At 47.2% G+C, this 24,959-nt stretch carries 30 protein-coding genes and 1 riboswitch; of the genes, 17 read left to right on the top strand and 13 right to left on the bottom strand.

What is annotated here, in order from left to right:
* Nucleotides 1-16: 16 nt before the first annotated feature.
* Nucleotides 17-736: a response regulator gene (locus ACVC9U_RS12775; protein ID WP_075753406.1), complete on the bottom strand. Its 720-nt coding sequence runs from the start codon at nt 734-736 to the stop codon at nt 17-19.
* A gap of 22 nt (nt 737-758) precedes the next feature.
* The gene (locus tag ACVC9U_RS12770) at nt 759-2,303 is read right to left on the bottom strand and encodes an ATP-binding protein (protein ID WP_154495634.1); all 1,545 of its coding nucleotides are present in this window, start codon (nt 2,301-2,303) and stop codon (nt 759-761) included.
* 170 nt (nt 2,304-2,473) lie between these two features.
* On the opposite strand from ACVC9U_RS12770, the gene ACVC9U_RS12765 reads away from it, so the two are divergent.
* Entirely contained in the window at nt 2,474-3,622 is a 1,149-nt protein-coding gene (locus ACVC9U_RS12765) for a competence protein CoiA family protein (RefSeq protein WP_075753402.1), read from the top strand.
* A gap of 212 nt (nt 3,623-3,834) precedes the next feature.
* Entirely contained in the window at nt 3,835-5,664 is a 1,830-nt protein-coding gene (gene pepF / locus ACVC9U_RS12760; protein WP_441391109.1) for an oligoendopeptidase F, read from the top strand.
* A gap of 57 nt (nt 5,665-5,721) precedes the next feature.
* Here the strand turns inward: pepF and ACVC9U_RS12755 are convergent, their stop codons facing one another.
* The 5 genes from ACVC9U_RS12755 to ACVC9U_RS12735 form a co-directional block, all read right to left on the bottom strand.
* Nucleotides 5,722-5,889 (bottom strand): hypothetical protein, encoded by a 168-nt coding sequence (locus ACVC9U_RS12755; protein ID WP_023856663.1) that lies wholly within the window; start codon nt 5,887-5,889, stop codon nt 5,722-5,724.
* Between the two features lie 413 nt (nt 5,890-6,302).
* On the bottom strand, nt 6,303-7,145 hold the full coding sequence (gene spxH, locus ACVC9U_RS12750) for a protease adaptor protein SpxH (protein ID WP_441391221.1): 843 nt from the start codon (nt 7,143-7,145) through the stop codon (nt 6,303-6,305).
* Nucleotides 7,146-7,201: 56 nt separating this feature from the next.
* Nucleotides 7,202-7,600: a globin domain-containing protein gene (locus ACVC9U_RS12745; protein WP_003180652.1), complete on the bottom strand. Its 399-nt coding sequence runs from the start codon at nt 7,598-7,600 to the stop codon at nt 7,202-7,204.
* A 283-nt stretch (nt 7,601-7,883) separates the two neighbouring features.
* The gene (locus ACVC9U_RS12740) at nt 7,884-8,537 is read right to left on the bottom strand and encodes a lytic transglycosylase domain-containing protein (RefSeq protein WP_441391106.1); all 654 of its coding nucleotides are present in this window, start codon (nt 8,535-8,537) and stop codon (nt 7,884-7,886) included.
* A 12-nt stretch (nt 8,538-8,549) separates the two neighbouring features.
* Complete coding sequence (locus tag ACVC9U_RS12735; RefSeq protein WP_252606678.1) at nt 8,550-9,122, bottom strand: CYTH domain-containing protein; 573 nt, start codon at nt 9,120-9,122, stop codon at nt 8,550-8,552.
* 130 nt (nt 9,123-9,252) lie between these two features.
* On the opposite strand from ACVC9U_RS12735, the gene ACVC9U_RS12730 reads away from it, so the two are divergent.
* Genes ACVC9U_RS12730 through ACVC9U_RS12715 form a run of 4 tightly spaced genes read left to right on the top strand, consistent with a single transcriptional unit; the run spans nt 9,253 to nt 12,009 of the window.
* Nucleotides 9,253-9,618: a UPF0738 family protein gene (locus ACVC9U_RS12730; protein ID WP_003180659.1), complete on the top strand. Its 366-nt coding sequence runs from the start codon at nt 9,253-9,255 to the stop codon at nt 9,616-9,618.
* A 31-nt stretch (nt 9,619-9,649) separates the two neighbouring features.
* A complete protein-coding gene (gene yjbM, locus ACVC9U_RS12725) occupies nt 9,650-10,285 on the top strand; it encodes a GTP diphosphokinase (protein WP_165426684.1) in 636 nt (211 codons plus the stop codon).
* An 18-nt stretch (nt 10,286-10,303) separates the two neighbouring features.
* Nucleotides 10,304-11,104: an NAD kinase gene (locus tag ACVC9U_RS12720; protein WP_145653442.1), complete on the top strand. Its 801-nt coding sequence runs from the start codon at nt 10,304-10,306 to the stop codon at nt 11,102-11,104.
* A 26-nt stretch (nt 11,105-11,130) separates the two neighbouring features.
* Entirely contained in the window at nt 11,131-12,009 is an 879-nt protein-coding gene (locus ACVC9U_RS12715; protein ID WP_276578940.1) for an RluA family pseudouridine synthase, read from the top strand.
* A 16-nt stretch (nt 12,010-12,025) separates the two neighbouring features.
* Here the strand turns inward: ACVC9U_RS12715 and prpE are convergent, their stop codons facing one another.
* The gene (gene prpE / locus ACVC9U_RS12710; RefSeq protein WP_441391103.1) at nt 12,026-12,766 is read right to left on the bottom strand and encodes a bis(5'-nucleosyl)-tetraphosphatase PrpE; all 741 of its coding nucleotides are present in this window, start codon (nt 12,764-12,766) and stop codon (nt 12,026-12,028) included.
* Nucleotides 12,767-13,031: 265 nt separating this feature from the next.
* Between prpE and ACVC9U_RS12705 the strand changes: the two genes are divergently transcribed.
* The 10 genes from ACVC9U_RS12705 (at nt 13,032) to ACVC9U_RS12660 (ending at nt 21,847) form a co-directional block, all read left to right on the top strand.
* The gene (locus ACVC9U_RS12705) at nt 13,032-14,876 is read left to right on the top strand and encodes a monovalent cation:proton antiporter family protein (RefSeq protein WP_075753396.1); all 1,845 of its coding nucleotides are present in this window, start codon (nt 13,032-13,034) and stop codon (nt 14,874-14,876) included.
* 59 nt (nt 14,877-14,935) lie between these two features.
* A riboswitch (TPP riboswitch) is annotated at nt 14,936-15,044 on the top strand.
* Between the two features lie 83 nt (nt 15,045-15,127).
* Nucleotides 15,128-15,829, top strand: coding sequence for a thiaminase II (gene tenA, locus ACVC9U_RS12700; protein ID WP_075753394.1), 702 nt, complete (start codon nt 15,128-15,130; stop codon nt 15,827-15,829).
* Nucleotides 15,804-16,415 (top strand): thiazole tautomerase TenI, encoded by a 612-nt coding sequence (gene tenI / locus ACVC9U_RS12695; RefSeq protein ID WP_075753392.1) that lies wholly within the window; start codon nt 15,804-15,806, stop codon nt 16,413-16,415. Before tenA ends, tenI begins: the two co-directional genes overlap by 26 nt.
* Entirely contained in the window at nt 16,399-17,508 is a 1,110-nt protein-coding gene (thiO, locus tag ACVC9U_RS12690) for a glycine oxidase ThiO (RefSeq protein ID WP_441391100.1), read from the top strand. The genes tenI and thiO overlap by 17 nt, the downstream gene beginning before the upstream one ends.
* Nucleotides 17,505-17,708, top strand: a complete 204-nt coding sequence (thiS, locus tag ACVC9U_RS12685; RefSeq protein WP_020450956.1) for a sulfur carrier protein ThiS — start codon at nt 17,505-17,507, stop codon at nt 17,706-17,708. The genes thiO and thiS overlap by 4 nt, the downstream gene beginning before the upstream one ends.
* A gap of 6 nt (nt 17,709-17,714) precedes the next feature.
* Nucleotides 17,715-18,482: a thiazole synthase gene (locus ACVC9U_RS12680; protein ID WP_020450957.1), complete on the top strand. Its 768-nt coding sequence runs from the start codon at nt 17,715-17,717 to the stop codon at nt 18,480-18,482.
* Nucleotides 18,479-19,489, top strand: coding sequence for a thiazole biosynthesis adenylyltransferase ThiF (locus ACVC9U_RS12675; RefSeq protein WP_145653376.1), 1,011 nt, complete (start codon nt 18,479-18,481; stop codon nt 19,487-19,489). Before ACVC9U_RS12680 ends, ACVC9U_RS12675 begins: the two co-directional genes overlap by 4 nt.
* A 23-nt stretch (nt 19,490-19,512) precedes the next feature.
* Nucleotides 19,513-20,331, top strand: coding sequence for a bifunctional hydroxymethylpyrimidine kinase/phosphomethylpyrimidine kinase (gene thiD, locus ACVC9U_RS12670; protein ID WP_075753386.1), 819 nt, complete (start codon nt 19,513-19,515; stop codon nt 20,329-20,331).
* A 156-nt stretch (nt 20,332-20,487) separates the two neighbouring features.
* A complete protein-coding gene (fabI, locus tag ACVC9U_RS12665; protein ID WP_003180687.1) occupies nt 20,488-21,264 on the top strand; it encodes an enoyl-ACP reductase FabI in 777 nt (258 codons plus the stop codon).
* A 103-nt stretch (nt 21,265-21,367) separates the two neighbouring features.
* Nucleotides 21,368-21,847: a CotO family spore coat protein gene (locus tag ACVC9U_RS12660; protein ID WP_075753384.1), complete on the top strand. Its 480-nt coding sequence runs from the start codon at nt 21,368-21,370 to the stop codon at nt 21,845-21,847.
* Nucleotides 21,848-21,876: 29 nt separating this feature from the next.
* Here ACVC9U_RS12660 and ACVC9U_RS12655 read toward each other — a convergent pair whose 3' ends face one another.
* The 5 genes from ACVC9U_RS12655 to ACVC9U_RS12635 form a co-directional block, all read right to left on the bottom strand.
* Entirely contained in the window at nt 21,877-22,326 is a 450-nt protein-coding gene (locus ACVC9U_RS12655) for a CotY/CotZ family spore coat protein (RefSeq protein ID WP_441391096.1), read from the bottom strand.
* A 149-nt stretch (nt 22,327-22,475) separates the two neighbouring features.
* A complete protein-coding gene (locus ACVC9U_RS12650; protein WP_026579896.1) occupies nt 22,476-22,958 on the bottom strand; it encodes a CotY/CotZ family spore coat protein in 483 nt (160 codons plus the stop codon).
* 132 nt (nt 22,959-23,090) lie between these two features.
* On the bottom strand, nt 23,091-23,597 hold the full coding sequence (locus ACVC9U_RS12645; RefSeq protein ID WP_075753380.1) for a spore coat protein: 507 nt from the start codon (nt 23,595-23,597) through the stop codon (nt 23,091-23,093).
* A 67-nt stretch (nt 23,598-23,664) separates the two neighbouring features.
* A complete protein-coding gene (locus ACVC9U_RS12640) occupies nt 23,665-24,018 on the bottom strand; it encodes a hypothetical protein (protein ID WP_003180698.1) in 354 nt (117 codons plus the stop codon).
* A 48-nt stretch (nt 24,019-24,066) separates the two neighbouring features.
* Entirely contained in the window at nt 24,067-24,453 is a 387-nt protein-coding gene (locus ACVC9U_RS12635) for a spore coat protein (protein WP_441391093.1), read from the bottom strand.
* 146 nt (nt 24,454-24,599) lie between these two features.
* On the opposite strand from ACVC9U_RS12635, the gene ACVC9U_RS12630 reads away from it, so the two are divergent.
* A complete protein-coding gene (locus ACVC9U_RS12630) occupies nt 24,600-24,956 on the top strand; it encodes a DUF1360 domain-containing protein (RefSeq protein WP_011197779.1) in 357 nt (118 codons plus the stop codon).
* Nucleotides 24,957-24,959: the final 3 nt, after the last annotated feature.

The following is a 24,959-nucleotide window of genomic DNA, read 5'->3' as shown; positions in this document are numbered from 1 at the left end:
TTTGATGTCCGGAACGCTACGTTTCCGGACTTTCATTTTTCACAGGCTTGTAGCGCCGTTCGGGACGTCCGACGGTTCCATAGAAAAGTTCTGTTTTTACATGCTTTTCCGCAGCTAAAAATTCTAAATAGCGCCTTGCGGTCGTCCGGCTGACACCGATGGTGCGCCCGAGATTTTCGGCGGTGATGCCAGCGCTGTTTTCGCTTTTGTTTAAAACGCCGGCTACTTTTTTCAGCGTCAGGCCGTCGATTCCTTTCGGATAATCGGCTTCAGCGGTTTGTTTTTCTTTCATGATGCTTCGCCTTTTTGCCATCAAGCTGTCAACGTCTGTCTGATCGATTGAAGACATTTCATTTACCTTGAGCCGGTAGGACCGATAGTTTAACAGCGTTTCTTTCAGCCTGGAAAACATAATCGGCTTGATCAAATAATCGACGGCTCCAGCGCGAATCGCCTGCTCGACATATTCAACTTCTTTTGCCGCCGTAATCATCATGACGTCTGTATGCCTGAGCTTTTGTCTGGTCAGCCAGAGAAGCTCCATCCCTGAGCCGTCCGGCAGAAAAATGTCGAGCAGGACAAGGTCGGGCTTCACGTCCGGAAGCAAATCCCTTGCATCTTGGAAATTTTCTGCGATTCCAATGACAGAAAATCCTTCAATTTTGCTGATCAGTTTTTGATGAATGTCAGCGTTCCTGATGTCATCCTCCACGATAAACACTTGTAATGCTTTCATAGGTCAGTCCCCCAGCGTTTCTCTATTTTGGTATCACGACAGTAAACAATGCTCCGCCAAGGTCGCTTTTATCCGCTTTGATTTGTCCATTTAACGCATTGACGGCTTCTTTGACTAAAAAGAGGCCGAGACCGCGGTGATTCGCCGCTTTTGTCGAATAAAACTTTTGAAAGATCCGCTCCTGTTCCCCTTCGGGAATACCGTCTCCCGAGTCTTCGACTTCAATTAAGATGTGATCTCCCCCGTCTGACAAAAAGACAAGGATGCTGCGGTCTTTTTTGTGGGAAACGGCATCAAAGGCATTCTCAATCAAATTTCCCAAAATCGTAATGAATTTGCCTTTATCCATTTCGTTCGGCAAAGCGTCCAATTTTGAGCTTTCATCGATTTCCAGGTTGATGTGCAGCTCTTTTGCACGGTTGACCTTTCCCAGCAGCAACCCGGAAAGAAGCGGATCAGGAATCGAATGGATGAGAAATCGCAGCATTTCCTGATGGCTTTTGTTCTCTTTTTGGATTAATTCGAGCGCTTCAGAATAGCTTTCCAGCTGGATCAGTCCCGCGATTGTGTTCAGCTTGTTTGAATATTCGTGGGTCTGGGCTCTCAGACCTTCCGCATATTGCGAAGTTTGCGCCAGCTTTTTGGAGAGTTCGTCAATGTCCGTCTTTCTCCTGAAGCTTGCGACGGCCCCGCGGATTTTTTCGTTTTCGAAAATCGGCACTCTGTTGACGATTAATTCTTCGTTACCGATCGTTAATTCCTGATCTTTTTGCGCCGTTTTCGTTTTCAGCACTTCGGGGAGCAGCGTATCCGGAAGAAGCTCGGAAATCGGTTTGCCGAGCCACTGATCTTCGCTTTCGACGCGAAGGAGCTCACACGCTTTTCTATTCAAGAGCGTGATTTCTTCATGTTTGTTGATGGCGATCAAGGCCTCATGCACAGATTCTGTAATTGCCTGTTTTTCAGTATATAATTGATTAATTTCATAAGGTTCAAGACCGAAAATGGACTTTTTGACATTGCGGGAAATATAGACGGCTCCCAAAACCCCCATCAGCACGACAAATCCCAATAAAAATATGAATTTTGTCTGATATTGAGAGACGATATCCTGAATATTTTCTTTTAAAAAACCGACTGAGATGATTCCGACGATTTTGCCGTTTTCATTAAGGATCGGGGCTTTGCCCCTGATGGCCGGGCCAAGCGTGCCGACGGCTTCCGAAATGTATGCTTCTCCTTTTTCAAGAGCGCGCTGATTGTCTCCGCCGACCATCGGTTTGCCGATTTTTCCTGGGTCCGGATGAGCATAGCGGATCGCATCCGCCGAGCCGATCACGATGTATTGCGCACCGGACTGCTTTCTCGCGTTTTCTGCAATTGTCTGAAGGATTCGGGACGGATCGTCCGTTTCAAAGGCTTCCTGGACGGAAGGCATCTGGGCGAGCGTTTTCGCCATATCGAGCGCTCTGGCTTGAATTTGTATTTTTAACGAATTTTCTAAAATGATTAAATAGAGGCCGCTCATAACAGAAAGCAAGATCAATAGCAGGGTGAGAATCAGCAATGTGAGCTTGGTGGTCAGCTTCCGTTTGATGTCAAAAACTCCTTTTCTAAAAATTTCGAGTTCTATAATACTACTTTATATAAAATCGGCCTGAATTTGAAGCGTTTTCAAAAAAAGGAAAGCTTCTGCGCATGTTGAATACTTGATCAAACAGGAAGGAGAGAGACAAAATGTTCAGTGCAATGATCGATCAAGAAGAGATCATCTGTCTTGCCGACGGATACAAAACCGAAGATCTCAAGCGATTGAGAAATCGACATTTATTTTACTGTCCGGTTTGCCGGTGTGAACTCGACCTGAAAGTCGGTCCCGTCAAGCTCCCGCACTTCGCTCATAAGCCGGGTGCAGCATGTCCGGTGCCCCATGAACCGGAGAGCTCCTATCACCTGAAAGGAAAACGGCTGTTGTACGAATGGCTCGGCAGACAAGGACTCAGTCCGGTGCTTGAACCGTATTTGCAAGAGATCAGACAAAGGCCCGATTTGCTTCTGAAACTCGGAACCCGCCAGGTTGCGGTTGAATTTCAATGTGCGAATCTCGATGCTGCAGCGTACCGAAAAAGAACGGAAGGCTTTCTCAAACTGGGAATCGAGCCGTTGTGGATTCTGGGCGGTAACCGGGTAAGACGCTTGACGGGGAGTTTTTTTCAGCTTTCAAGGTTTCACTGGCAGTTCGCTCAGAAAAGGGAAAAGCCTCCTAAGCTCCTGTTTTTTTGCCCCGAACAAAAGGCTTTCATCATCCTCGAACACTTGATTCCCTTTCAAACAAACAAAACATCCGCATCCTTGCGTTTTCTCCCACTTGCTGAAGCAAGCTGGCATGATGTAACCGCGCGGGAAAACTGTTCGCCTCTCCAGCTTAAAGATTGGAAAAGAAATGTCCTCAGTTTTCGGATGTCAGCCGTGCGTTTTTTATCAAAAGAAGCGAAGCAGATTGCCGCGCTCTTTTATGAAAAGTACCGGCTCCCGCTCCCGTTTTTCCCCTCAGAAGTCTTTCTCCCGGTGTCGTCAGGCTATATTTTTGCCCATCCGGTTTATGTGTGGCAAGGGTACCTTTTCTTATTTATAACGAAGCATGATACGTTTCGCCTGCAGTCTGTGGTTCATTATATGGACTGGCTCGTCAAGGGCAAAAGGCTGAAGCTGAGATGGAGCGGGCAGCAAACGGCTGCTGATGCCGTTTGCGAATACATTTGTTTTTTGCATAAAAAAGGATTTTTGGAGAGGAAAGAGGAATTTTATTATTCCGCGGGTTCTGTTGTTCCGGAGCCGCGGCTGGAGGCGCTCTTAAAAAGAGATGAACATTATTTTTCCGAATGATTATCAAGCCTTTCGTTCAACCTAAAGAAAGGAAGGTGGTGTCCGGGCTGTTTCAGATCAAAAGATATGTATTTTATTTTTTAACGGCGGGATTTTGCGTCTTTTTTTTCGCATATGATTTGACAAAAGACGGTGAAAAAACAGAAGATAAACACAATACAAGTTTATTGGACAACAATGGACTTGGAGTAAAGAAAGCGAGGGGATTGACAGTGGTTGAAGAAAAAAAATCGAAGAAACTGCCTTCAAGAGAAGAGGTGAAGCAAGAAGACACGTGGAGACTTGAGGATATCTTCCCGTCAGATGACGCTTGGAACGAGGAATTTCAAGCCGTTAAAGAACTGCTGCCCAAGCTTTCCGAATTCAAGGGCAGGCTCGGCCATTCCGCCGATGAATTATATGAAGCGCTGACTTATCAGGATAAGGTGATGGAGCGTCTCGGGAAGCTGTATACGTACGCTCACATGCGCTATGATCAGGATACTGGAAATTCTTTTTACCAAGGTCTCAATGATAAAGCGGCCAACCTCTATACCCAGGCTGCGAGCGCGACGGCCTACATGGTGCCGGAAATACTATCGATTCAGGAAGAAAAGCTTCAGCAGTTCCTGCTGGAAAAAGAGGAGTTAAAGCTTTACTCGCATGCTCTCGAAGAAATCAATAAAGAGCGTCCTCACGTCCTGAGCGAGGAGGAGGAAGGGATTTTGGCCGAAGCGTCTGATGTTCTTTCAGCTTCTTCCAATACGTTCGGCATGCTGAATAACGCCGATATGGAATTTCCGGAGATCACCGATGAAAATGGAGAAAAGGTGCAGCTCACACACGGCAATTATGTCACCTTTTTGGAAAGCGAGAACCGTGATGTCCGCCGCGCGGCATTCAAGGCGGTTTACGAAACATACGGCCGCTTTAAAAACACGCTCGCTTCCACGCTCAGCGGAGCTGTGAAAAAAGACAACTTTTATGCGAAGGTTAAACATTATAAATCGGCGCGGGAAGCTGCTTTATCGCGAAACAGCATTCCTGAAGAAGTCTACGACAATCTTGTCAGCACGATCAACAAGCATCTCCCGCTTCTTCACCGCTATGTTGAGCTTAGAAAAAAAGTGCTTGAGCTTGATGAGGTGCACATGTATGACCTGTATACTCCGCTTGTAAAGGACTCTGGAATGAAAGTTACCTACGAGCAGGCAAAGGACTATATGCTGAAAGGTCTGACGCCTTTAGGGGAAGAATATTCATCCATCCTGAAAGAAGGATTGAACAACCGCTGGGTCGATGTGTATGAAAACAAAGGAAAACGAAGCGGCGCTTATTCTTCAGGAACTTACGGAACAAATCCGTATATTTTGATGAACTGGCAGGACAACGTCAATAATTTGTTTACGCTCGTCCATGAATTCGGCCATTCCGTGCACAGCTACTATACGAGAAAATATCAGCCTTACCCGTACGGAAACTACAGCATTTTCGTAGCCGAAGTAGCTTCTACGACGAACGAAGCGCTTTTGGGAGAATACTTGCTGAATACAATCGACGATGAAAAACAGCGGCTCTATATTTTGAATCATATGCTTGAAGGCTTCAAGGGAACGGTTTTCAGACAGACGATGTTTGCCGAATTTGAACATGAGATCCATGTCAAAGCCCAGGAAGGTGAACCGCTGACTCCTGAGCTGTTAACGAGCATCTACTATGATTTGAATAAAAAATATTTCGGTGACAATATTGAGATTGATAAGGAAATCGGTCTTGAGTGGTCAAGAATTCCGCATTTCTATTACAATTATTATGTGTATCAGTATGCGACAGGCTTCAGTGCAGCTCAGGCGCTCAGTCAGCAGATTTTAAAAGAAGGCAAATCGGCTGTTGACCGCTATATTGAGTTCTTGAAAGCGGGAAGCTCGGATTATCCGATTGAAGTGCTGAAAAAAGCCGGCGTCGATATGACATCTTCAGAGCCGATCGAAGCTGCGTGCAAAAAGTTTGAAGAGCAGCTGAACGAAATGGAAGAACTTTTGCAAAAAGTCGATCATTCATAATAGGCGAATATATGGAAGAGGCTGCCGGTCATACCGGCAGCCTTGTTCGCGATGAGGTCAAAAACCTTTAAATGTTTTGCGGTGGTTGAGGCGGCTGAGCGTAAAAAGGATTGATATAAATAAGAGGGGAGACGTAATATAAAGGGGAAACATATTCATCAAACCTAAAATATTCAAGACGAAAAAAAATAATATTGATGCAAGTCCTAAAATGATCTGAAGCATAAAAACCCTCCTAAGGACTGATAAAATTTCACAGGGGGAGACGAGGCGCAAAAAGGCAGCAAAACCGGACGCCAGTCCGTATAAATCGCGGTTTGGCGGCGCGCGGCGGGCTCGTTTTCTTTGTTACTTTGATCATATGATGGACATCTATTATTTATGTTTTTGTGACAAAAATGTGAAAACTAATGAAATCAGTTGTCAAAACTCGACATGATTTGATATTATAAAGATGTGAAATTGATCACAAACAAACATTTACCCCTTTGTTTGACCGTGAAAAATTTCTCCCATCCCCTTTGTTGTCGTTAAGACATAATTAGAAACCGCGCTTATCCCGGCGCGGTTTCTTACTGCTTTAAAAAGGAACGTGCGTTCGTTTTTTGGATCGAGAAAAAACACGGGAGAAACCCGTGCTATTTTTCGTATTGATAAAGCGGTCCGGCATCATTATGTCCGTTTATATAGCGCCAGAACATGCCGTGTTTTGCTTCCACTCTTTCGACTTTGCGGGCGAACGCGAGCTTTTTCATTTCCCGTTCCACCTCTTCCAGCGTCAAGTCGTAAACGACGGCAATTTCTTTGTCGGCTACAAATTGAAAGTATTCGATAAAAAGTTCGAGCGGAGGTGTTTGTGAAGGCTTCGGCTCATCGCCGAGCATCTCAAACAATACTTCTTCGTAAATCTCGTATGAATAATTTCCGGTTACTTTTAAGCCTTCTCCTTCGCGGAGACTGTTAAAAAACGTAAGAGTCGGAACAGATGCCACTTCCATTTCGGCAGCGATTTTCAAATCGCATTGCAGGGCTTTCACGGCGCTCTGCGAATGAAGATCCCTTTTAAATTCCTCCAGATCGAGCTGTGTATGCTCTGCGATTGCCAAGAGCACCTGTTCTTCGGTGATATCCTGCCGATTGAGAAACAAGCTTTCCTGCATGCATCTTAAAAACTGCAGCCCTGCTTTTCTGCCTTGCAGTTCCGCCGCTTTCAAAGCGAGCGAAGCGAGGTATGGTGCGGAGAGCGCTTTGTCATGCAGGAGCGTCCCGTCACAAGACATGCCTGATCTGCATGCGATCTTTTCCCATGCCTCTGCGAGGCGGTGCTTTTTACGTTTCTGAACGTTCAGCGCTGTGATGCTGCATGCGGCGATGATCCTTAGTGTGAAAAAGCGGCCGTAGCGGATTTTCAACTTTTTGATCGCCGGCTCCAAAGCCCAGCATTCGGGAGACAAAGGGTCGACAAACATATAAATTTCCATCGGTTTTTGCGGATGTCCGTGGCAATGGGAGAAAAATTGGTCACGCTGATTTAGTGTCAATGTGAACCATCCTCCATTTTAGGCTGATTTACCATATGTCTGGCTGTCAATGTCAGCCTTTCAAAAAGAAATTCCCTTATTTCGCCCTTTAAACCGACATGATCCATTGCCTCTTTCATACACGAAAGCCATGCGTCCGCCCGTTCCGGTGTGATTGGAAACGGCAGGTGCCGCGCCCTCAGCATCGGGTGTCCGTGTTCTTCTGTATAAAGCGGCGGACCGCCTAAATATTGCGTTAAAAATTGCTTCTGCTTTCTTGCCGTTTCCGTTAAGTCGTCCGGAAAAATCGGGTAGAGCAGCGGATGCCGCTTTACACGCTCATAAAAAGTATCAACAAGTTGCGATAGAAGCTCTTCTCCAATCGCTTCATAAGGTGCGTTAAACGATTGTCCCATGTTGACTACTCCTTTTAATATGGCTAATAGGAAAATATACCGATTCCTATTGCAAAAAAATATTTATCTTGTGCATCATTTATTATTTCACGATTGTATATACTTATTTTAGCAACCTCGTTCCATTTCTACAAACAAACCGACTTCTGCCTGCGGGCGAAAATCGCTGTTTTTGTTTCAAATATCATATCATATTCGCTTCTTAAATGTGTATTTTTAATACCGGGAGGATCAAAGAGGAAGTAAATGCGGACAAAAAAAGCCGGAAAGCGTCCTTTCCGGCTTAAGCATAGTAATTTGAGGTGATTCTTTTTACATAATTTTGCGTTTCTTTAAAAGGGGGAATGCCTCCGTACTTTTGGACATTTCCAGGTCCGGCATTGTAGGCCGCTAATGCGAGGTTCACATTTCCGCTGTATTTATCGAGCATCTGCTTTAAGTATTTTGTTCCGCCTTCTATATTTTGCACGGGGTCAAAAGCGTTATTCACGCCGAGCGCTTTCACCGTTGACGGCATGAGCTGCATCAGGCCCATGGCGCCGGCCGGGCTGACCGCTTTTTCCTGGTAGCGCGATTCCTGCTTGACGACGGCGTGAATCAGCTTCTCATCGACTCCGTATTTGTCTGCGGCGTTTTTGATGATCTGGTCAATGTTCTGATTTTGGCCGCCGAAAGAGACGGGTTTCGCTGCGGCAGATGGGACGGCCGCAATCGCCGCAGGCTTTTCGGCTGTCAGCGGCGCCTGAAGCTGAGATGCTGTCGATACGGCCGGAACAACCGCGGGCTGTGAAGACTCCAAGCCGCCGACATTGCTTAAATATTGGTTTAAAATTGAGCTGAAATCAAAACCAGCATCTTCAGAACCGCCGTCTGAAGCCGGATAAAACGACCGTATCGCCTGAAGTTCCAAGAGGGCGGCCAAATGGTTGATGTTCATTGTTTTCCCACCTTATTGATCTTTAAGTTTTTGCTCATAAAATCGGACGATTTTATTTTTGGTTTCACGCTCAGGGATGCCGAACGATTTCAGCAGTTCAGAGAAATCCCGTTTTCCGCGTTCATAGTCTGTCACTTCGAATTCAACTTCAAAGTCTTCTACCATTAAGTATCGGCTGTGATCCAAAACAATTAAGCCCTGCGGCAATTTTTTTTCTGCACGGCTTGTCGCAAGCGTTCCGAAAAGGATGAGCTCGTCCGGTTTAATGCCGAGGCGCTTCAGGCGATCGTATACCGGCCCATGCGGAATCGTGAACGTTTCAAATTCGGGCTTCCCGGTCAGCTCCTGGTGGGTTTCCATCAGACCTACAGGTGCCGGCTCTTTTAATGTCAGTACATATCGCTGCTGTTTTTCGCGAATTCTTAAGGCCGCTCCTTTTTCCTTTAAAGAAAAGGAAGGTGTATCGTAATAATGGTTTTTTTGTATAACAAATTGCTCGGAAGTAAATTGATAATATGATTTGATTTTCTCAAATTCTTTTTTTGTCAGCATATTTTTAAATTCGATTTCAAGTTCCTGGCTCATTCTTTAATTTTTTCATCCTCTCAGCTGGTAAAATTGCATTTTCCTTATTATCTCTTGAGAAGGAACGTTTATCAATATTGAAGCTGATATGATAAAATGAATCTGTACTTTTATTGTAAAGGAGAGCATTATGCAGAACAGAATTGAGATTACAGAAGCCAATCTGCGAAACGACCGGCTGGTGCTGACCAGCGAAATCAATGACGGAGCGGAGCGGAAACCGGCCGGACGCATGCTGACAGACTCCGATCATTTTGCATTTGTATACATACTTGAACAGGACGATTCCTTTGAATACGTCATTTTAAACGAAGGCATCTGGTCCGATCTTAAAGCGGCCCTCGACGCCAATCTTCCTGTGTTTTTACATATCGGAAACACGGAGCTGGAGCTTAACGGGTTCCATGATGAGCTCGGATATTTAATAGAGAATATTAAAGATAATGCAAATTATGGCGAAGAAATGGAAGAGAGAGTGAAACGGATATTCCTCTAGAAAAAAAGGCGATGAAATTGGGGGAAAGTTTATGGACGAAAAACAATGGGAGCATTTTTTAGCGCCGTACCGGCAGGCTGTTGAAGAGCTGAAAGTGAAGCTGAAAGGGGTCCGGACCCTTTACGAATACGAAGAGGAACATTCGCCGATTGAATTCGTGACAGGGCGGGTGAAGCCTGTTCCGAGTATTCTTGAGAAGGCCAAGCGGAAAAACATTCCTCTGCACAATATTGAAAGCATGCAAGATATTGCCGGGCTCAGAATCATGTGCCAATTTTTTGAGGATATTCGCATTGTCGTCGATATGCTTCTGGCGAGAAAGGACTTCACGGTGGTGGATAAGCGCGACTATATCGCGGAACATAAAGAGAGCGGCTACCGCTCCTACCACCTCGTCGTGCTGTATCCTTTGCAGACAATCAATGGGGAAAAACAGATTTTGGTTGAAATTCAAATCCGGACGCTTGCGATGAATTTTTGGGCGACAATCGAGCATTCTTTAAATTATAAATACAGCGGCAACATTCCGGAAAAAGTAAAATTAAGGCTGCAAAGAGCTTCTGAAGCAGCATCAAGGCTCGATATGGAAATGTCCGAGATCAGGGGCGAGATTCAGGAGGCTCAGGTGGCATTTTCACGCAAGAAAAAGGATGAGGATGACGGTTAGGGGAAAGGAGATGGAATGATGAAGTTTGCGGTATCGTCCAAAGGAAATGATGTTTCCGATTCGTTAAAAAGCAAAATTCAAACATATCTGCTCGACTTCGGTCTTGAATGCGATGAAGAAGAGCCGGATATCGTCATTTCCGTCGGCGGTGACGGAACGCTCTTATACGCATTTCACAAATACAGCGGCCGCCTCGACAAAACCGCTTTTGTCGGGGTTCATACAGGACATCTCGGCTTTTATGCCGACTGGGTGCCGAACGAGATTGAAAAACTCGTGATCGCAATTGCGAAAACGCCGTATCAAATTGTTGAATATCCGGTTTTGGAAGTCATCGTCCGCTATAATGACGGCAGCGATGAAGCGAGATATTTGGCGCTGAACGAATGTACGATCAAGAGCATCGAAGGGACGCTTGTGACAGATGTCGAAATTAAAGGGGAACTTTTCGAAACGTTCCGCGGCGACGGCCTTTGCTTATCGACCCCATCGGGAAGCACGGCATATAACAAGGCGCTCGGCGGTGCGATTATTCATCCGTCCATCAGAGCGGTCCAGCTGGCTGAAATGGCGTCGATCAACAACCGGGTGTTTCGGACGGTCGGATCGCCGCTCATTCTGCCTGAGCATCACACTTGTTTAATTAAACCGATTAATGATGTGACGTTTCAAGTCGCGATTGACCATTTGACATTGCTGCATAAAGACGTCAAGTCAATTCAATGCCGCGTCGCAAACGAAAATATCAGGTTTGCCCGCTTTCGGCCGTTTCCGTTTTGGAAAAGGGTCCAGGATTCCTTTATCGGAAAAGGAGAATAGGAAGGTTTGCTGTGAGCGATTTTTTGATGAAACAGATCATAACAGAAGAGGACAGCGGGGTTCTTTTGAAAGAATACGTCCAGCGGCTGGGCATTTCAAAAAGGATGCTGACGGACATCAAATTCGGCGGCGGGGATCTTTTGGTAAACGGCGGGCATGTAACGGTCAGATACGTTCTTCAAAAAGGGGACGAGCTCGTCATTCAGTTCCCTCCAGAAAAAATGAGCGAATCTTTGCGCCCGGAAGAAATCCCGCTTGATATTTTGTTCGAAGATGACCATGTCCTCGTATTAAATAAACAGCCATGCCTGTCGTCGATTCCCTCGCGCGAGCATCCATCAGGCAGCTTGGCGAACGGTCTGATTTATTATTACCAGCGGACGGGCGTACATGCGACCGTTCACCTGGTGAGCAGGCTTGACCGCGACACATCGGGTGTCATGCTTGTAGCCAAGCACCGCTTTGCCCACTCGCTTTTATCGGGACTGCAAAAAAAGGGAGCCGTCAAACGGCAATATCGGGCGGTCGTCCACGGTTTGATCGAAGAAGAGCAGGGAACGATCGATGCGCCGATCGGCAGAAAATCATCGAGCATCATCGAGCGTGCGGTGATCCCCGACGGGCAAAAAGCGGTGACGCATTTTTGGGTGAACAGGCGCTTCAGCGGCATGACGGATGTCTCCATCCGTCTGGAAACCGGGAGAACCCATCAGATCCGAGTTCACATGAGTCATATCGGATATCCTTTGTGCGGTGATACGCTGTACGGAGGGACGACCCGCGGCTTCATCAATCGGCAGGCGCTCCACAGTGAGAGGCTGACGTTTTTTCATCCGTTTACAATGGAAGAGCTGACGTTTCAAGCGCCGGTCCCGCATGATATGAGCAAGTTGATAGAGAGCTGAATTAAGCTCTCTTTTTTTATGGCTCCATACGGAATCTTGACTCATCATAAGGCAATGAAGAGCGGACAGATTCGGTTGTCAGTTCGGGGAATCTGAAAGCGGTCAGCCTGTTGCCGAATACACAACCGGTATCGATATTGATCGTATGATGAATCATCCGCGGACGTTTGACAGGAGTGTGGCCGTACACCACCCACGGATCGCCTTTGTAATGGGCGGCCCAGTCCCGCCTGACCGGCCGTCCGTCAGGCAGCGTTTCTCCTGTAATATCTCCGTATAGCACAAACTGTTTTACTTTTCCGACAGGCTTTTTGCCGATGTCTTCCGCTTTGATGCCGGCATGTGCGACGACAAGTTCGCCGTTATGCAGGATCTCATAAAGCGGGGCTTTTTCATAAAGGCGCATGAAAAGGTCTCTGATATCCTTCTGTTTATGTTTCGGAAGGTTTCTGTATTCGGCCGCCGTCGTCTCCAGCCCGTGCTGCAGCTTCACCGGATTTCCTTTGAAAAAACGGTACAGCTTATTGCAGTGATTGCCGGGCACATATCGCACAGCTCCTTCTTCAACGGCCCGTCCTACAAATTCAACAACCTCCAGCGATTTTGGCCCTCTGTCTGTTAAATCCCCGAGAAAGACAAGTGTTCTGTTTTCCGGATGAACGGGAAACCCCGATGACAGCGAGTAACCGAGCTTTTCAATCAGCGCAATCATTTCGTCATAGCACCCGTGAATATCACCGATTACATCGTATTTCATGCGTTTTCTGCCTCCTGTCTGCGTATGTATATACATTGCCCAATCCCATATATAAATAAAGCTTCAGCGACCTACGCCGGAGAAAATCAGGCATATTACTTTTTTTTCTGAGCGAGCATTGTTAAAATCGATTTTTACACCTGTGAGAAAAGAGTTCAGACGGTTCTTTTCCCACGTGAAAATGTCTAAAAAGATGTTCCTTTTATTTTTCAAAAAGGGAACGCTAATCATACCCGGAAACCGGTTTTAGAGGAGGTACCAGTTTATGGAGCACACATCTGTCTCATCTCTAGTTGTCGTACTGATTATCGCATTTTTAACGCCCATCCTGCTGCACCGTTTCAGGTTAAGCATACCGGTGGTTGTCGCTGAAATTATCATGGGTCTTATTATCGGAAAAAGCGGGTTCGATCTGGTCGCCCAGCATGATACATGGCTCGAAACTTTATCGATGCTCGGATTTATCTTTTTAATGTTTTTAAGCGGGCTTGAAATCGATTTTTCCGCATTTGAAAAAGGAAAGAAAAAGCAGCTGCTTCCGAGCGGAAAGGCAGCGCCGAATACATTTAAAACGGCTTCGGTCATCTTTATTGCCGTCTTTATTTTATCGCTCGGCCTTTCTTACAGCTTTGTCATGGCAGGATTTATTGACAACGCCTTTTTAATGACGCTGATCATTTCGACAATTTCGCTCGGGGTTGTCGTTCCGACGCTGAAGGAAGAGCGTCTCATGAAGACGAATATCGGCCAGATTATTTTGCTTGTCGCCGTTATTGCCGATCTTGTCACGATGATTCTGCTTGCAGTGTTCGCCTCAATCTACGGCGACGAAAACAGCAATATGTGGCTGCTGATGATCTTATTTGCCGCCGGCGTCGTTTTATACCTGTTCGGAAGGGTATTTAAAAAGCGGCCTTTTGTCGAAGTGCTGTCAAAAGGCACGATCCAGATCGGTACAAGGGCGATATTTACGCTGATCATCGTACTTGTGGCGCTGTCCGAGTCGCTCGGTGCAGAAAACATACTCGGCGCGTTTTTAGCCGGGGTGCTTGTATCGCTGCTTTCACCGAACAAGGAGCTCGTTCAGCAGCTCGATTCATTCGGCTACGGATTCCTCATCCCGATCTTCTTTGTGATGACAGGCGTCAAATTGGACATTTGGTCGCTGTTTGGCAATCCGAAAATTTTAGTGATGATCCCGCTTCTGTTTGTGGCTCTATTAATCAGCAAAGTCATTCCGGTGCTGTTTTTGAAAAAGTGGTATGACATGAAAACCGTGCTGGCTTCCGGTTTTCTCCTGACTTCCACGCTTTCTTTGGTGATCGCGGCGACAACGATCGGCGAGCGCATCGGCGTCATTGACGCGCAGATGTCCGGCGCGCTGATTCTGGTGGCTGTCATTACATGCATCATCACACCGACCGGCTTTAAAAAATTAATGCCGAAAACGGAAAACGAAAAAGAGAAAAAGATGATCACCTTTATCGGCGCAAATCAAATGACGCTGCCGGTCACGCTCGAACTTTCTCCGGAAGATTATCACGTCAGAATCCTGCATGTCCGGCAGGAAAAAAAGGAAGAAAAGCTGGCGGACCCGGTGTTTGATGTTGAAGTTTTGCCTGATTATGAATACGAGACGCTTCAATCATTCGGTGTTTTCCAAACGGATATACTCGTCGTCGCCACAGGCAGTGAAGAGCGCAATACAGGGATCGCGCTTTTTGCGAAGGAGCAGAAAGTCGCGAGAATTATCGCCAGCGCAGATTCTCCAGACGCCGAATCCAGACTGAAAGATAACGGAATTGATACATTCTCCATTCTGCTTTCAACAAAAACGCTGCTGCGCGCGCTTATCGAGGCGCCTGGCGTTATGAAACTCCTGACGAACCAGGATGCGTCGCTGTATCAGATCAATATGAGCAATGAGCGATTTGACGGTGTCCTGTTAAGGGAGTTTCCGTTTACGGGAGATGTCATCTTCGTCCGGATTTTCCGCGGGGTTGACAGCATCGTGCCCCACGGGGATACAAGGCTGCAATTGGGTGACAGGCTGATCGCCACCGGTTCGCGCGAATATATTGCGGAATTGAGAAAAACGCTTGGAGACTGATGCTTGACCATTTTGCAATTCGTGATAAGATAAAAGTATAAACTGAATGAACAAGAAATGTTTTCCACTAGGGGAGTCCTTGATAAGGGCTGAGATAAAAGTGTGACTTTTAGACCCTCATAACCTGAACAGGTTCAAACCTGCGTAGGGAAGTGGCACGGTATTTGAGTATGTATATATGCAAATTCCAAACCACTTTCCTTGCGGGAAAGTGGTTTTTTTATGTTCAGAATCGAAGGAGGAGCCTCGAAATGAAGTTTTCAGAAGAATGCCGAAACAGCGCTGCAAAATGGTGGGAAGGCAGTTTTGTCCATCCGTTTATTCAAGGGATTGGAGACGGCACACTTCCGGTTGATCGATTTAAATACTATGTCATGCAGGATTCCTACTATTTGACCCACTTTGCCAAAGTCCAATCCTTTGGTGCGGCATATGCTCACGATTTATATACGACAAGCCGGATGGCTGAACACGCGAAAGGCACATATGAAGCCGAGATGTCGCTCCATAGGAAATTCACCGATCTATTGGGAATCACAAAGGAAGAACTGGAGTCGTTTCAACCGTCGCCGACAGCGTATGCGTACACATCGCATATGTACCGTTCTGTCGTCAGCGGCAGCTTTGCGGAAATACTGGCCGCTTTGCTTCCTTGCTATTGGCTTTATTATGACGTCGGTGAAACGTTAAAAACGTGCAGGCCTGACAGCGCGATTTATCAAGAATGGATCGCGACATACGGAGGCGACTGGTTTAGAGAACATGTGATGGAACAGATCAACCGCTTCGATGAGCTGGCTGAAAACGCCGATGAGAAAACGCGCGCGAAGATGAAGGAGAACTTCGTCATCTCCAGCTTCTACGAATACAGCTTCTGGGATATGGCCTACCAAAAAGAAAGCTGGGCAAAAAGCGGGGTGGATCAGCTTGCATCTGCACGCGATCACCGATGACAAGCACTCTGTGGAAGAGCTAGCTGCAAAAATCATCTCGATTCAAAATGCCGTTGACTTTATCCACATTAGGGAAAGGTCAAAAAAAGTAAGCGAAATATCAAGTTTAATCGACCGCCTGGCCGAAGAAGGGGTTGATAAGCGGAAACTTATCATCAACGACAGAGTGGATATCGCTTTGTTTCATCACATTCACCGGGTGCAGCTGCCTTCACACGGCTTTTCCGTCAAAAGTGTGAGGAGCCGTTTTCCGCATTTGAAAATCGGAAAGTCCGTACATTCGCCAGAAGAAGCGGTTCAGGCTGAAACTGAAGGTGCAGATTACGTGCTGTTCGGCCACATTTTTGAAACGGACTGTAAAAAGGGCCGCAAAGGAAGAGGGGCTCTCAGCCTGGCTGAAGTGAAGAGGGCTGTAAGCATTCCGGTCATTGCGATCGGAGGTATTACCGAACAACGACTGGCGGAAGTCAAAATGGCAGACGGCATCGCCGTGATGTCGGGGATCTTTTCCCATGACAGACCGGATGAGGCGGCCGCGCGGCTTGCCTGTCTCGCGAAGGGAGATTCATATGAGAAAGCGCTATGATACGATCGTGATCGGCGGAGGCATCATCGGGACATCCATCGCTTACCATCTTGTGAAAGCGGGGAAAAAAACGGCCGTGTTTGAAAGCGGAGAAGTCGGCAAAAAAGCGACGAGCGCGGCGGCGGGCATGCTCGGCGCCCATGCTGAATGCGATAAACCCGGTACCTTTTTCGAATTTGCCAGAGCCAGCCAAAAAGCCTATCAGCGGCTGACGGGCGAATTGAGAGACATAAGCGGCATTGATATCAGAAAGCATGACGGAGGGATATTAAAGCTGGCATTTTCAGAAAGCGACCGCGAACACCTGATGCAAATGGCTGCACTGGATTCTGTGGAATGGCTTGAAGCCGCTGAAGTATATGAGCTGGAACCGCATGCCGGAAAAGGGATTCTCGGCGCCAATTTCATTCGGGACGACATCCATGTCGAACCGGCTGCAGTGTGCAGGGCATTTGCCAGGGGGGCCCGGATGCTCGGTGCCGATGTCTTCGAGTATACGCCCGTTTTATCGATCGAATCTGAAGCGGGGGCCGTCCGCGTCACTGCTGCTTCAGGCACCGCGGAGGCGGAGCACGTTGTCATTGCAAGCGGTGTGTGGAGCGGTGCTTTCTTTAAACAGATTGGCATAGACAAAAGCTTTTATCCCGTCAAAGGGGAGTGCCTGTCTGTGTGGAATGACGGTATCCCTTTGACGAGGACGCTTTACCATGATCATTGCTACATCGTTCCGCGCCATAGCGGAAAGCTTGTCGTCGGCGCGACAATGAAGCCCGGGGATTGGAATGAACAGCCGGAACTTGGCGGAATCGAGGAGTTGATCCGAAAGGCCAAGTCGATGCTCCCTGAGATTGAATCCATGAAAATCGACCAATGCTGGGCCGGATTGCGCCCGGAAACAGGGGATGGCAATCCATATATCGGCAGACACCCTGAAAATGCCCGGATGTTGTTTGCTGCCGGACATTTCAGAAACGGCATCCTCCTGGCACCTGCAACCGGTGAGATGATAGCTGACATGATCCTCGGCAATCCGGTCAAAACAGAGTGGGCCGAGGCGTTTAAAGCGGAGCGAAAGGAGGCTGTGCACAGGTGAACATTCAGCTCAACGGCCGGAAAATAGAGTGGAGAGATGACGGCGGCACGATTTACGATTTGCTCGCATCCTACAGTTTGGAAAATCGTGTTGTCGTTGTTGAAAGAAACAGGCAGATTATCGGAAAAGACCAATATCAAACAGTCAAACTGGAAGAACACGATGTCATCGAAATCGTTCATTTTGTCGGAGGGGGATAAACCGTTATGTTAAAAATCGCAGATCGTCAATTCTCATCAAGATTATTGCTCGGCACAGGGAAGTATCCGTCATTTGAAATTCAAAAAGAGGCTGTCAGCGCATCTGAATCGGAGATCCTGACGTTTGCCGTCAGACGGATGAATATTTTTGAAGAATCTCAGCCTAATTTTTTGGAGCAGCTCGATTTAAGCCGTTATACGCTTTTGCCAAATACGGCCGGAGCAAAAACGGCTGAGGAAGCCGTCCGGATCGCCAAGCTTGCTAAAGCGAGCGGTCTTTGCGACATGATCAAAGTCGAAGTGATCGGCTGTGACCGTTCGCTTCTGCCTGACCCGGTAGAAACGCTGAAGGCGTCAGAAGCCTTGCTTGAAGAAGGCTTCATTGTGCTGCCGTATACATCGGACGATGTCGTCCTTGCGAGAAAGCTTGAAGAGCTCGGCGTACACGCCATTATGCCCGGGGCCTCTCCGATCGGTTCGGGACAGGGAATCGTCAATCCGCTCAACCTGTCGTTCATCATTGAACAGGCTAAGGTTCCCGTAATCGTGGATGCCGGAATCGGTTCTCCGAAAGATGCGGCATACGCAATGGAACTCGGCGCTGACGGAGTACTTTTGAACACGGCAGTGAGCGGGGCGAAAGATCCGGTCCAAATGGCGAAGGCTATGAAGCTTGCCGTTGAAGCGGGCAGACTCGGATACCTTGCCGGACGAATTCCGGAAAAGAACTACGGCATCGCCAGCAGTCCTGAAGAAGGGAAGTTGACGATTTGACCGGCAGGTATTCAAGACAGGAGCTTTTTCACCCGATCGGACCGGACGGCCAGGAAAAATTAAGCCGCGCCCGCGTCCTCGTGATCGGTGCGGGGGCTTTGGGCGCAGCCAGTGCAGAAATGCTGGTGAGGGCCGGAGTCGGTTCGCTGACGATTGCCGACAGGGATTATGTGGAATGGAGCAATCTCCAGCGCCAGCAGCTCTATACGGAACAGGATGTGATTGATCATATGCCAAAGGCTGCCGCTGCCGAAAAAAGGCTGCGCCTGATCAACAGCTCTGTTCAAGTGACCGGCATTGTAGCGGATGTTACCGCGGAAAAAGCGCTCGAGCTTGCGGCGGAAGCGTCCTTGATCGTCGATGCGACCGATAATTTTGAAACGCGGCTGATTATGAACGATGCGGCGGTCACATTAGGCATCCCTTTTCTGTACGGCGCGTGTGTCGCAAGCTATGGCATCACATATACCGTAATTCCGGGAAAAACGCCGTGCCTTCATTGTCTTTTGGGGCATTTGCCCGCGAATACCATGACGTGCGACACAGCAGGTGTGATCGGTCCGGTCGTCCAGCAGGTTGCCGCATACCAGGTAACAGATGCCCTGAAGCTGCTGACCGGGCATGAACCGTCAGGAATGCTTCGCTCATTTGATATTTGGACAAATGAGCGGTCTGAAGTCCGGGCTGACGCGCTTAAACATGGCTCGTGTCCGACGTGCGGAAAAGGTGAGTTTCCGTTTCTTTCAGCTGAAAACGAAACAAAAGCAGCCGTTCTTTGCGGCAGACAAACGGTTCAAATCAGGCCGGCCGCGGAACAGCCGCCGGAGCTGGAGCCGCTTGCCGCCAGATTAAAAAAAGCCGGTTTGGATGTGACGGGAAATCCTTATTTATTATCCTGCCGTACGGAGGATATTAAGTTCGTGATTTTTCGGGACGGACGCGCTTTGATTCACGGAACGAACGATATCAATCGCGCGAAAACGATATATCACAGGTGGATTGGCTAAAGGCCGAAGGGAGTGCAAACATCATGAGCATATATAAAGCATTAACAATCGCCGGATCGGATTCAGGAGGCGGCGCCGGCATTCAAGCCGACATTAAAACATTTCAGGAGCTTGGCGTCTTCGGCATGACGGCTTTGACAGCGGTCACTGCTCAAAATACAACAGGGGTTCACGGCGTCTACCCGCTTTCTCCGGAAGCGCTCGGCGTCCAGATTGATGCAGTGGCGGAAGATTTAAAACCTGACGCCGTGAAAACAGGGATGCTGTGGAGCGCGGAGATGATTGAGATCATTGCCGAAAAAATTGCAACATACGAGCTTAAACGTGTGATTGTCGATCCTGTCATGATCGCCAAAGGCGGCGCTTCACTATTGAATGAGGAAGCAGTTGAAACATTAAAACGGCGCCTGCTTCCGCTTGCTTATGCGATAACGCCGAACATTCCCGAAGCCGAAGTGCTGACAGGGAGAAGCATTCAAACAATGGAAGACCGCAAAAAAGCGGCTCGTGAATTGCATGAAATGGGCGTCCGCAACATTATCATCAAGGGAGGGCATCAGCCCGAGGACGGCAAAGTAACCGATCTCCTCTTCGACGGAGAGGTGTTCACAGAAAAAACGAACACCTATATTAAGACGAAAAATACCCATGGAACAGGCTGCACATTTGCCGCCGCTCTAACGGCGCAAACAGCGAAAGGAAACGGCATTCAAGGAGCTTTCCGCATCGCTGAGGCTTTCGTCCACGAAGCGGTTGTGCACAGCCTTGATTTCGGAGCCGGCCACGGACCGACCAACCATTTTGCATATCAAAAGTTATCCAACGCAGGGTTGGAACTGTAGTCCCGCAATAAAAACGAATCAATATCTTGGCAGGACATCAAAAACGGTCTCTGCCGCTTTTTATATTCTGAAATTGTCAGCCTGCTATTAATTGTGATACTATATATTATGATCAGGTACTAATAAAATGTTAATCATTAGGAGGATTTCATACATATGAATTTATCACTGGAAGGCCGGAATATCGTCGTCATGGGTGTAGCAAATAAACGAAGCATCGCTTGGGGAATCGCCCGCTCGCTTCACAATGCAGGCGCAAGACTGATTTTTACGTATGCGGGTGAGCGGCTTGAAAAATCGGTCAAGGAGCTGGCGGATTCTTTGGAGCGGAACGATTCAATCGTACTTCCTTGTGATGTCACAAATGACCAGGAAATTGAAGCGTGCTTCGCCGACATCAAAAAAGAAGTCGGGGTCATCCACGGCATTGCACACTGCATCGCTTTCGCGAACAAAGAAGACTTGGCTGGAGAATACTTGAATACCACCCGCGACGGTTTTCTGCTCGCACATAATATCAGCTCTTACTCATTGACAGCAGTCGCTAAAGCGGCGCGCGGCATTATGACTGAAGGCGGAAGCATCGTCACGCTGACATACCTTGGCGGCGAGCGCGTTGTATCCAACTACAATGTCATGGGTGTTGCGAAAGCATCGCTTGATGCCAGCGTCAAATACCTGGCGAGCGATCTCGGAAAAGACGGAATCCGCGTCAACAGCATTTCCGCAGGGCCGATCCGGACATTGTCCGCAAAAGGAATCAGCGACTTCAACTCGATTTTAAAAGAAATCGAAGAGCGCGCACCGCTTCGCCGCACAACGACTCCGGAAGAAGTCGGCGACACGGCTGCTTTCCTGTTCAGCGACCTTTCCCGCGGCATGACCGGCGAAAACCTGCATGTTGATTCAGGCTACCATATCATCGCGCGATAAAATAACGCTAAAAAAGCAATCCGCTAAAGGATTGCTTTTTCTTTTCTTCTGATTTCTCCTTTTTTGCATATAGATATACCATGAACAGATCGGAGGGATCAAGATGTCTAGCAGAAAAAACGATACGGAGCAGAAGCCGCTCATGTATATTGTGCAGCCGGATTATGATAAGGCAGAGGCGAACATGCAGGATATTCTGATTAAAAGAAAGAAGAAAGCAAAACCCGACGCTTCCGAACAAAAAGCCCGGCGAAAGGAACAGCAGGATGAAGCCGTCCGGCCAGACGAAAAAGACATCGCCGAAGCGGTGCTTAGCGATGAGGCGAATCGGTCCGAAAAAGGAGTCAAACCGATTAAAAAGCCGCTCAGCAAGATGACCATCGCCGAGAAAATCGACTTTTTGGCAAGCCTTCCCGGCAATATGCCGAAAACCCTTTGTCTCATTGAAGCAGACGGGAAGACATACAGAGGAACGATCGCCGGTAAGAAAGGCGGTTCCGTATTTGTCAGAACGTCGAGCAAAGGGGATCCGGCGGAACTGCCGATCGAGAGTATTACTTCCTTGCACCCGCTTGGCTTTTAAATTAAAAAAAGTCCCGATTCAGGGACTTTTTATTTTGAACGATTGATCAGTTGCGGATTTAAGCATTCGATCGCACAGAAGCATTCCAGATCCACTTCAACGCAGAAATTTGTTTTTTCCAAGCGGAACACATCACAAATTTTGTCTTTTTCTTCTGTGAAATCGAGAACGCGGCGATTTTCATCAAAGGCAATCAACAGTCTTAATGTAGCACAGCAGTCCTTAATGTCTTCAACTCTGAAAAACACAGTGCTGAAGCAAGGGCCTGCCTGAAGTTCTCCGACATTTCCAAACGCTACGAACGGCTTAGACTTTGAGGTGTATATAATAAATGGAATGGTGTCGCCTAAGTGCCTCGAAGGGGAAAGCAGGTTGCTGAAGCAGCTTGTCGGGCAGCCTTCTCCCTCAATGGCGTTTTGCAGATCGTGAATGTTTTCAACGGCTTCGCACACGCAATTTTCAGCTGAACATTTTGTCATGTTATGATCCCTCCCAGTTCAGGATATAAAATTTCGTTTTTCGGCCTGGCTTTCTATTGGTAAAAGGAGCTGCCGAAAGCCGGCAGCTTTCGTGAAAAGACTGGCATCAAGCCGATCATAACGGCCGGCTTGATGCAGCCCGACACCTTTTAACCGTGGTGCTGATTGTGTTTTTTGTCTGTTGCGCGATCAACTAGTTCAGGTGACAGACATTGAATCGCGCAGAAACAAGTCAAGTCAACCTCGATGCAAAAGTCCGTTTTCTCAAGCCCGAAAAAGTCAGGGTCACAAGGATGGCAGACGCTTAATGTGTCGCCGTTTATGTCCACAGGCCTCAGGATTGAAAGCGTTGCACAGCAATCTTTTAGATTTTCTGCCCGGAAGAAAATCGATTCGAAGCACTGCATATCATCTGAAAATCCGCCGACATTTCCAAATGTTGAAAACAAACCGCCTTTTTTGTCGTATATAAGGAACGGAATGGTGTCTTTACCGGAAACCGTCGGACTCAGCAGATTGCCGAAGCAGCTCGTCGGACATGTTTCTTCAACTGCATCCTGTTCTTTTATAATTTGTTCTACTGCATCGCATACACAATTTTCATGCCGGCCATGATGTTTTCCGCAGCTCATGGATTTCAGCTCCTTTTTATAGGGATATTTGACTTTAGTCTTTAACAACATATGTACCCGTGCCCTTGTTGGTGTGGGTAATCGTCTATAAAAATGAAGAAAAGCAGAGCTTGATGGCTCTGCTTTTTTGTATTAAAGGAGTCCGACGATAAGTGTTGCGATAACAACGGTAAGCGTTTGGACAGCTGTAGAGACCAAGACGGCGACATCGGTATCTTCTGTTGTAACTGTGACATCGCGTGAATTGTCGATAATTAATTTTTGACGGTTTGTTTGCTTGTTTGCTGTTACCTGCAGCAAATCTTGTGATACAAGCTCGGCAAGCTCAGCATCGTCAATGATTGCCAGAACGATTGTAATAATTGCCGTCTGCACCGCAGTCATAACAGATGCGACAACTTGAGTATCCTCTGTAGAGACTCGGATATCGCAAGAATCCTTGATGATAATCGTCTCATCTGACAGCTGTTTGTTCAGGTTGAGCTGGTCGAGCTCCTGATTGATAAATGCATCGTGTTTACCGCATTTGCAGTTGTAATCGTCACAAACGTGTTTCTTAGGATGTCTCGGATAATACTCAGTTCCCGGATGCTCGCATTCTGGATCTAGCGCAACCCAAGAATATGGTCTAGTTTCCATTTGTTTTCCTCCTTCCATTTACTATTATTAAATGTTTGAAGGCTCGAACTTGTATATGGCAGATACCCTACTCCAAATCCCCATTTTTTTCTTCGGTTTGGGCGGTGTTCTCCTGCTGCCTTCTTTGTCTCAGCTTTTCTCTTAATTTATTTTTACCTGAACGTTCTCTTCTTCGTCTCGGGCGTTCTTCGGATTGTGATGATGATTCATTGTTCGCTTCTTTCTTCTTTTCTTGCTGCCGCTGAATGAGAGCCTCGGACTGCGCTTTTAAATCTTCGAGTATTTTTAAGATGTTTTCTTTTTCTTCCTCAGACAGCGTTCGTACATTGTCTTTTGAAACGCCGTGTTTTCTAAGGATATTTTGCACAAGCGTATTTGTCAGCGGATTTACTTCCGCTTTAAGCTTTTCGCGATCTGCCAATTGTTTTTCACCTCAATTTCTCAAAAAATATTAGAAAGAAAGGAAGGCTTAAAGTATGTCAAGCTCTGTGATAAGCGCGATCAGCACTTCGGTTAAAACTTGGACGGAAAGCAGGATCTCCAGCGAGGAAAGCGTAATGGTGACATTGCGGCTGCCGATGACTTTGATGATGACTCTTCTCCTGCTTTGCAGCCTGTGTACGGCTAAAACGTGTTCTGAGACAATGTCTGCTGTATCCTCGTCTTCGATCGCAAGCTGAGCCGATAAAATCGTCAAAGAGATCACGATGGCTTGTAAAGAGAGAGCTGCTGTTATGTTTGCCGTGTTTACCGTGACATGTTCTGAATCAATTACTTCAATGAGCTGGTCATATTCCCGGTGTAATTCGTCAAATGTTTCTGCGTACAGCGCTTCGGCTTTTTCATGAAACGACATAACTTTCACTCCTTTCTTATCCACACTTTATTAAATGCAGACCGGTACCATAGCGGAATGAGAAAAACATACATTTCAGCACCCAAATTTGCTGTTTTAGGGAAGGCGGTTCCGGCATATATTTGGAAACAGGAAGGGGGAGCCCTGTGATACAAAGCTGGTTTTTATTTTTTTTATTTTCTATCGCGGTATTTCGGCTGACGAGGCTGATTGTGTTCGACACGATCATGGCGCCGTTTAGAAGCCTGTTTCATGAAGAGGTTGAAGAAAAAAACGAAAAAACGGGAGAGACCGAAACGTATCTTGTCATGAAAGGAAAAGGCGTGAGAGCGTGGGTCGGCGAGCTGCTGAGCTGCTATTGGTGCACGGGCGTGTGGTGTACCGCGTTTTTGCTTGTTTTTTACGCATTTGTTCCGGTCATTGCTGAATGGCTGATTCTTCTGCTTTCGATCGCCGGCCTGGCTGGAGTATTGGAAACGATCGTTTCCAAATGGCTCGATTGAATG

It is taken from the genome of Bacillus sp. GM2 (assembly GCF_056155945.1).
The sequence above is the reverse complement of the archived record's forward strand: the minus strand, read 5'-3'. Positions and strand labels throughout refer to the sequence as shown.

What these genes read in the sequence shown, in the direction of transcription:
- ACVC9U_RS12775 (WP_075753406.1), bottom strand. Translation starts at nt 736, where the DNA reads ATGAAAGCATTACAAGTGTTTATCGTGGAGGATGACATCAGGAACGCT.
- ACVC9U_RS12765 (WP_075753402.1), top strand. Translation starts at nt 2,474, where the DNA reads ATGTTCAGTGCAATGATCGATCAAGAAGAGATCATCTGTCTTGCCGAC.
- ACVC9U_RS12755 (WP_023856663.1), bottom strand. Translation starts at nt 5,889, where the DNA reads ATGCTTCAGATCATTTTAGGACTTGCATCAATATTATTTTTTTTCGTC.
- spxH (WP_441391221.1), bottom strand. Translation starts at nt 7,145, where the DNA reads ATGGAAATTTATATGTTTGTCGACCCTTTGTCTCCCGAATGCTGGGCT.
- ACVC9U_RS12745 (WP_003180652.1), bottom strand. Translation starts at nt 7,600, where the DNA reads ATGGGACAATCGTTTAACGCACCTTATGAAGCGATTGGAGAAGAGCTT.
- ACVC9U_RS12740 (WP_441391106.1), bottom strand. Translation starts at nt 8,537, where the DNA reads ATGAACATCAACCATTTGGCCGCCCTCTTGGAACTTCAGGCGATACGG.
- ACVC9U_RS12735 (WP_252606678.1), bottom strand. Translation starts at nt 9,122, where the DNA reads ATGAGCCAGGAACTTGAAATCGAATTTAAAAATATGCTGACAAAAAAA.
- ACVC9U_RS12730 (WP_003180659.1), top strand. Translation starts at nt 9,253, where the DNA reads ATGCAGAACAGAATTGAGATTACAGAAGCCAATCTGCGAAACGACCGG.
- yjbM (WP_165426684.1), top strand. Translation starts at nt 9,650, where the DNA reads ATGGACGAAAAACAATGGGAGCATTTTTTAGCGCCGTACCGGCAGGCT.
- ACVC9U_RS12720 (WP_145653442.1), top strand. Translation starts at nt 10,304, where the DNA reads ATGAAGTTTGCGGTATCGTCCAAAGGAAATGATGTTTCCGATTCGTTA.
- ACVC9U_RS12715 (WP_276578940.1), top strand. Translation starts at nt 11,131, where the DNA reads ATGAAACAGATCATAACAGAAGAGGACAGCGGGGTTCTTTTGAAAGAA.
- prpE (WP_441391103.1), bottom strand. Translation starts at nt 12,766, where the DNA reads ATGAAATACGATGTAATCGGTGATATTCACGGGTGCTATGACGAAATG.
- ACVC9U_RS12705 (WP_075753396.1), top strand. Translation starts at nt 13,032, where the DNA reads ATGGAGCACACATCTGTCTCATCTCTAGTTGTCGTACTGATTATCGCA.
- tenA (WP_075753394.1), top strand. Translation starts at nt 15,128, where the DNA reads ATGAAGTTTTCAGAAGAATGCCGAAACAGCGCTGCAAAATGGTGGGAA.
- thiO (WP_441391100.1), top strand. Translation starts at nt 16,399, where the DNA reads ATGAGAAAGCGCTATGATACGATCGTGATCGGCGGAGGCATCATCGGG.
- ACVC9U_RS12680 (WP_020450957.1), top strand. Translation starts at nt 17,715, where the DNA reads ATGTTAAAAATCGCAGATCGTCAATTCTCATCAAGATTATTGCTCGGC.
- thiD (WP_075753386.1), top strand. Translation starts at nt 19,513, where the DNA reads ATGAGCATATATAAAGCATTAACAATCGCCGGATCGGATTCAGGAGGC.
- fabI (WP_003180687.1), top strand. Translation starts at nt 20,488, where the DNA reads ATGAATTTATCACTGGAAGGCCGGAATATCGTCGTCATGGGTGTAGCA.
- ACVC9U_RS12660 (WP_075753384.1), top strand. Translation starts at nt 21,368, where the DNA reads ATGTCTAGCAGAAAAAACGATACGGAGCAGAAGCCGCTCATGTATATT.
- ACVC9U_RS12655 (WP_441391096.1), bottom strand. Translation starts at nt 22,326, where the DNA reads ATGACAAAATGTTCAGCTGAAAATTGCGTGTGCGAAGCCGTTGAAAAC.
- ACVC9U_RS12650 (WP_026579896.1), bottom strand. Translation starts at nt 22,958, where the DNA reads ATGAGCTGCGGAAAACATCATGGCCGGCATGAAAATTGTGTATGCGAT.
- ACVC9U_RS12645 (WP_075753380.1), bottom strand. Translation starts at nt 23,597, where the DNA reads ATGGAAACTAGACCATATTCTTGGGTTGCGCTAGATCCAGAATGCGAG.
- ACVC9U_RS12635 (WP_441391093.1), bottom strand. Translation starts at nt 24,453, where the DNA reads ATGTCGTTTCATGAAAAAGCCGAAGCGCTGTACGCAGAAACATTTGAC.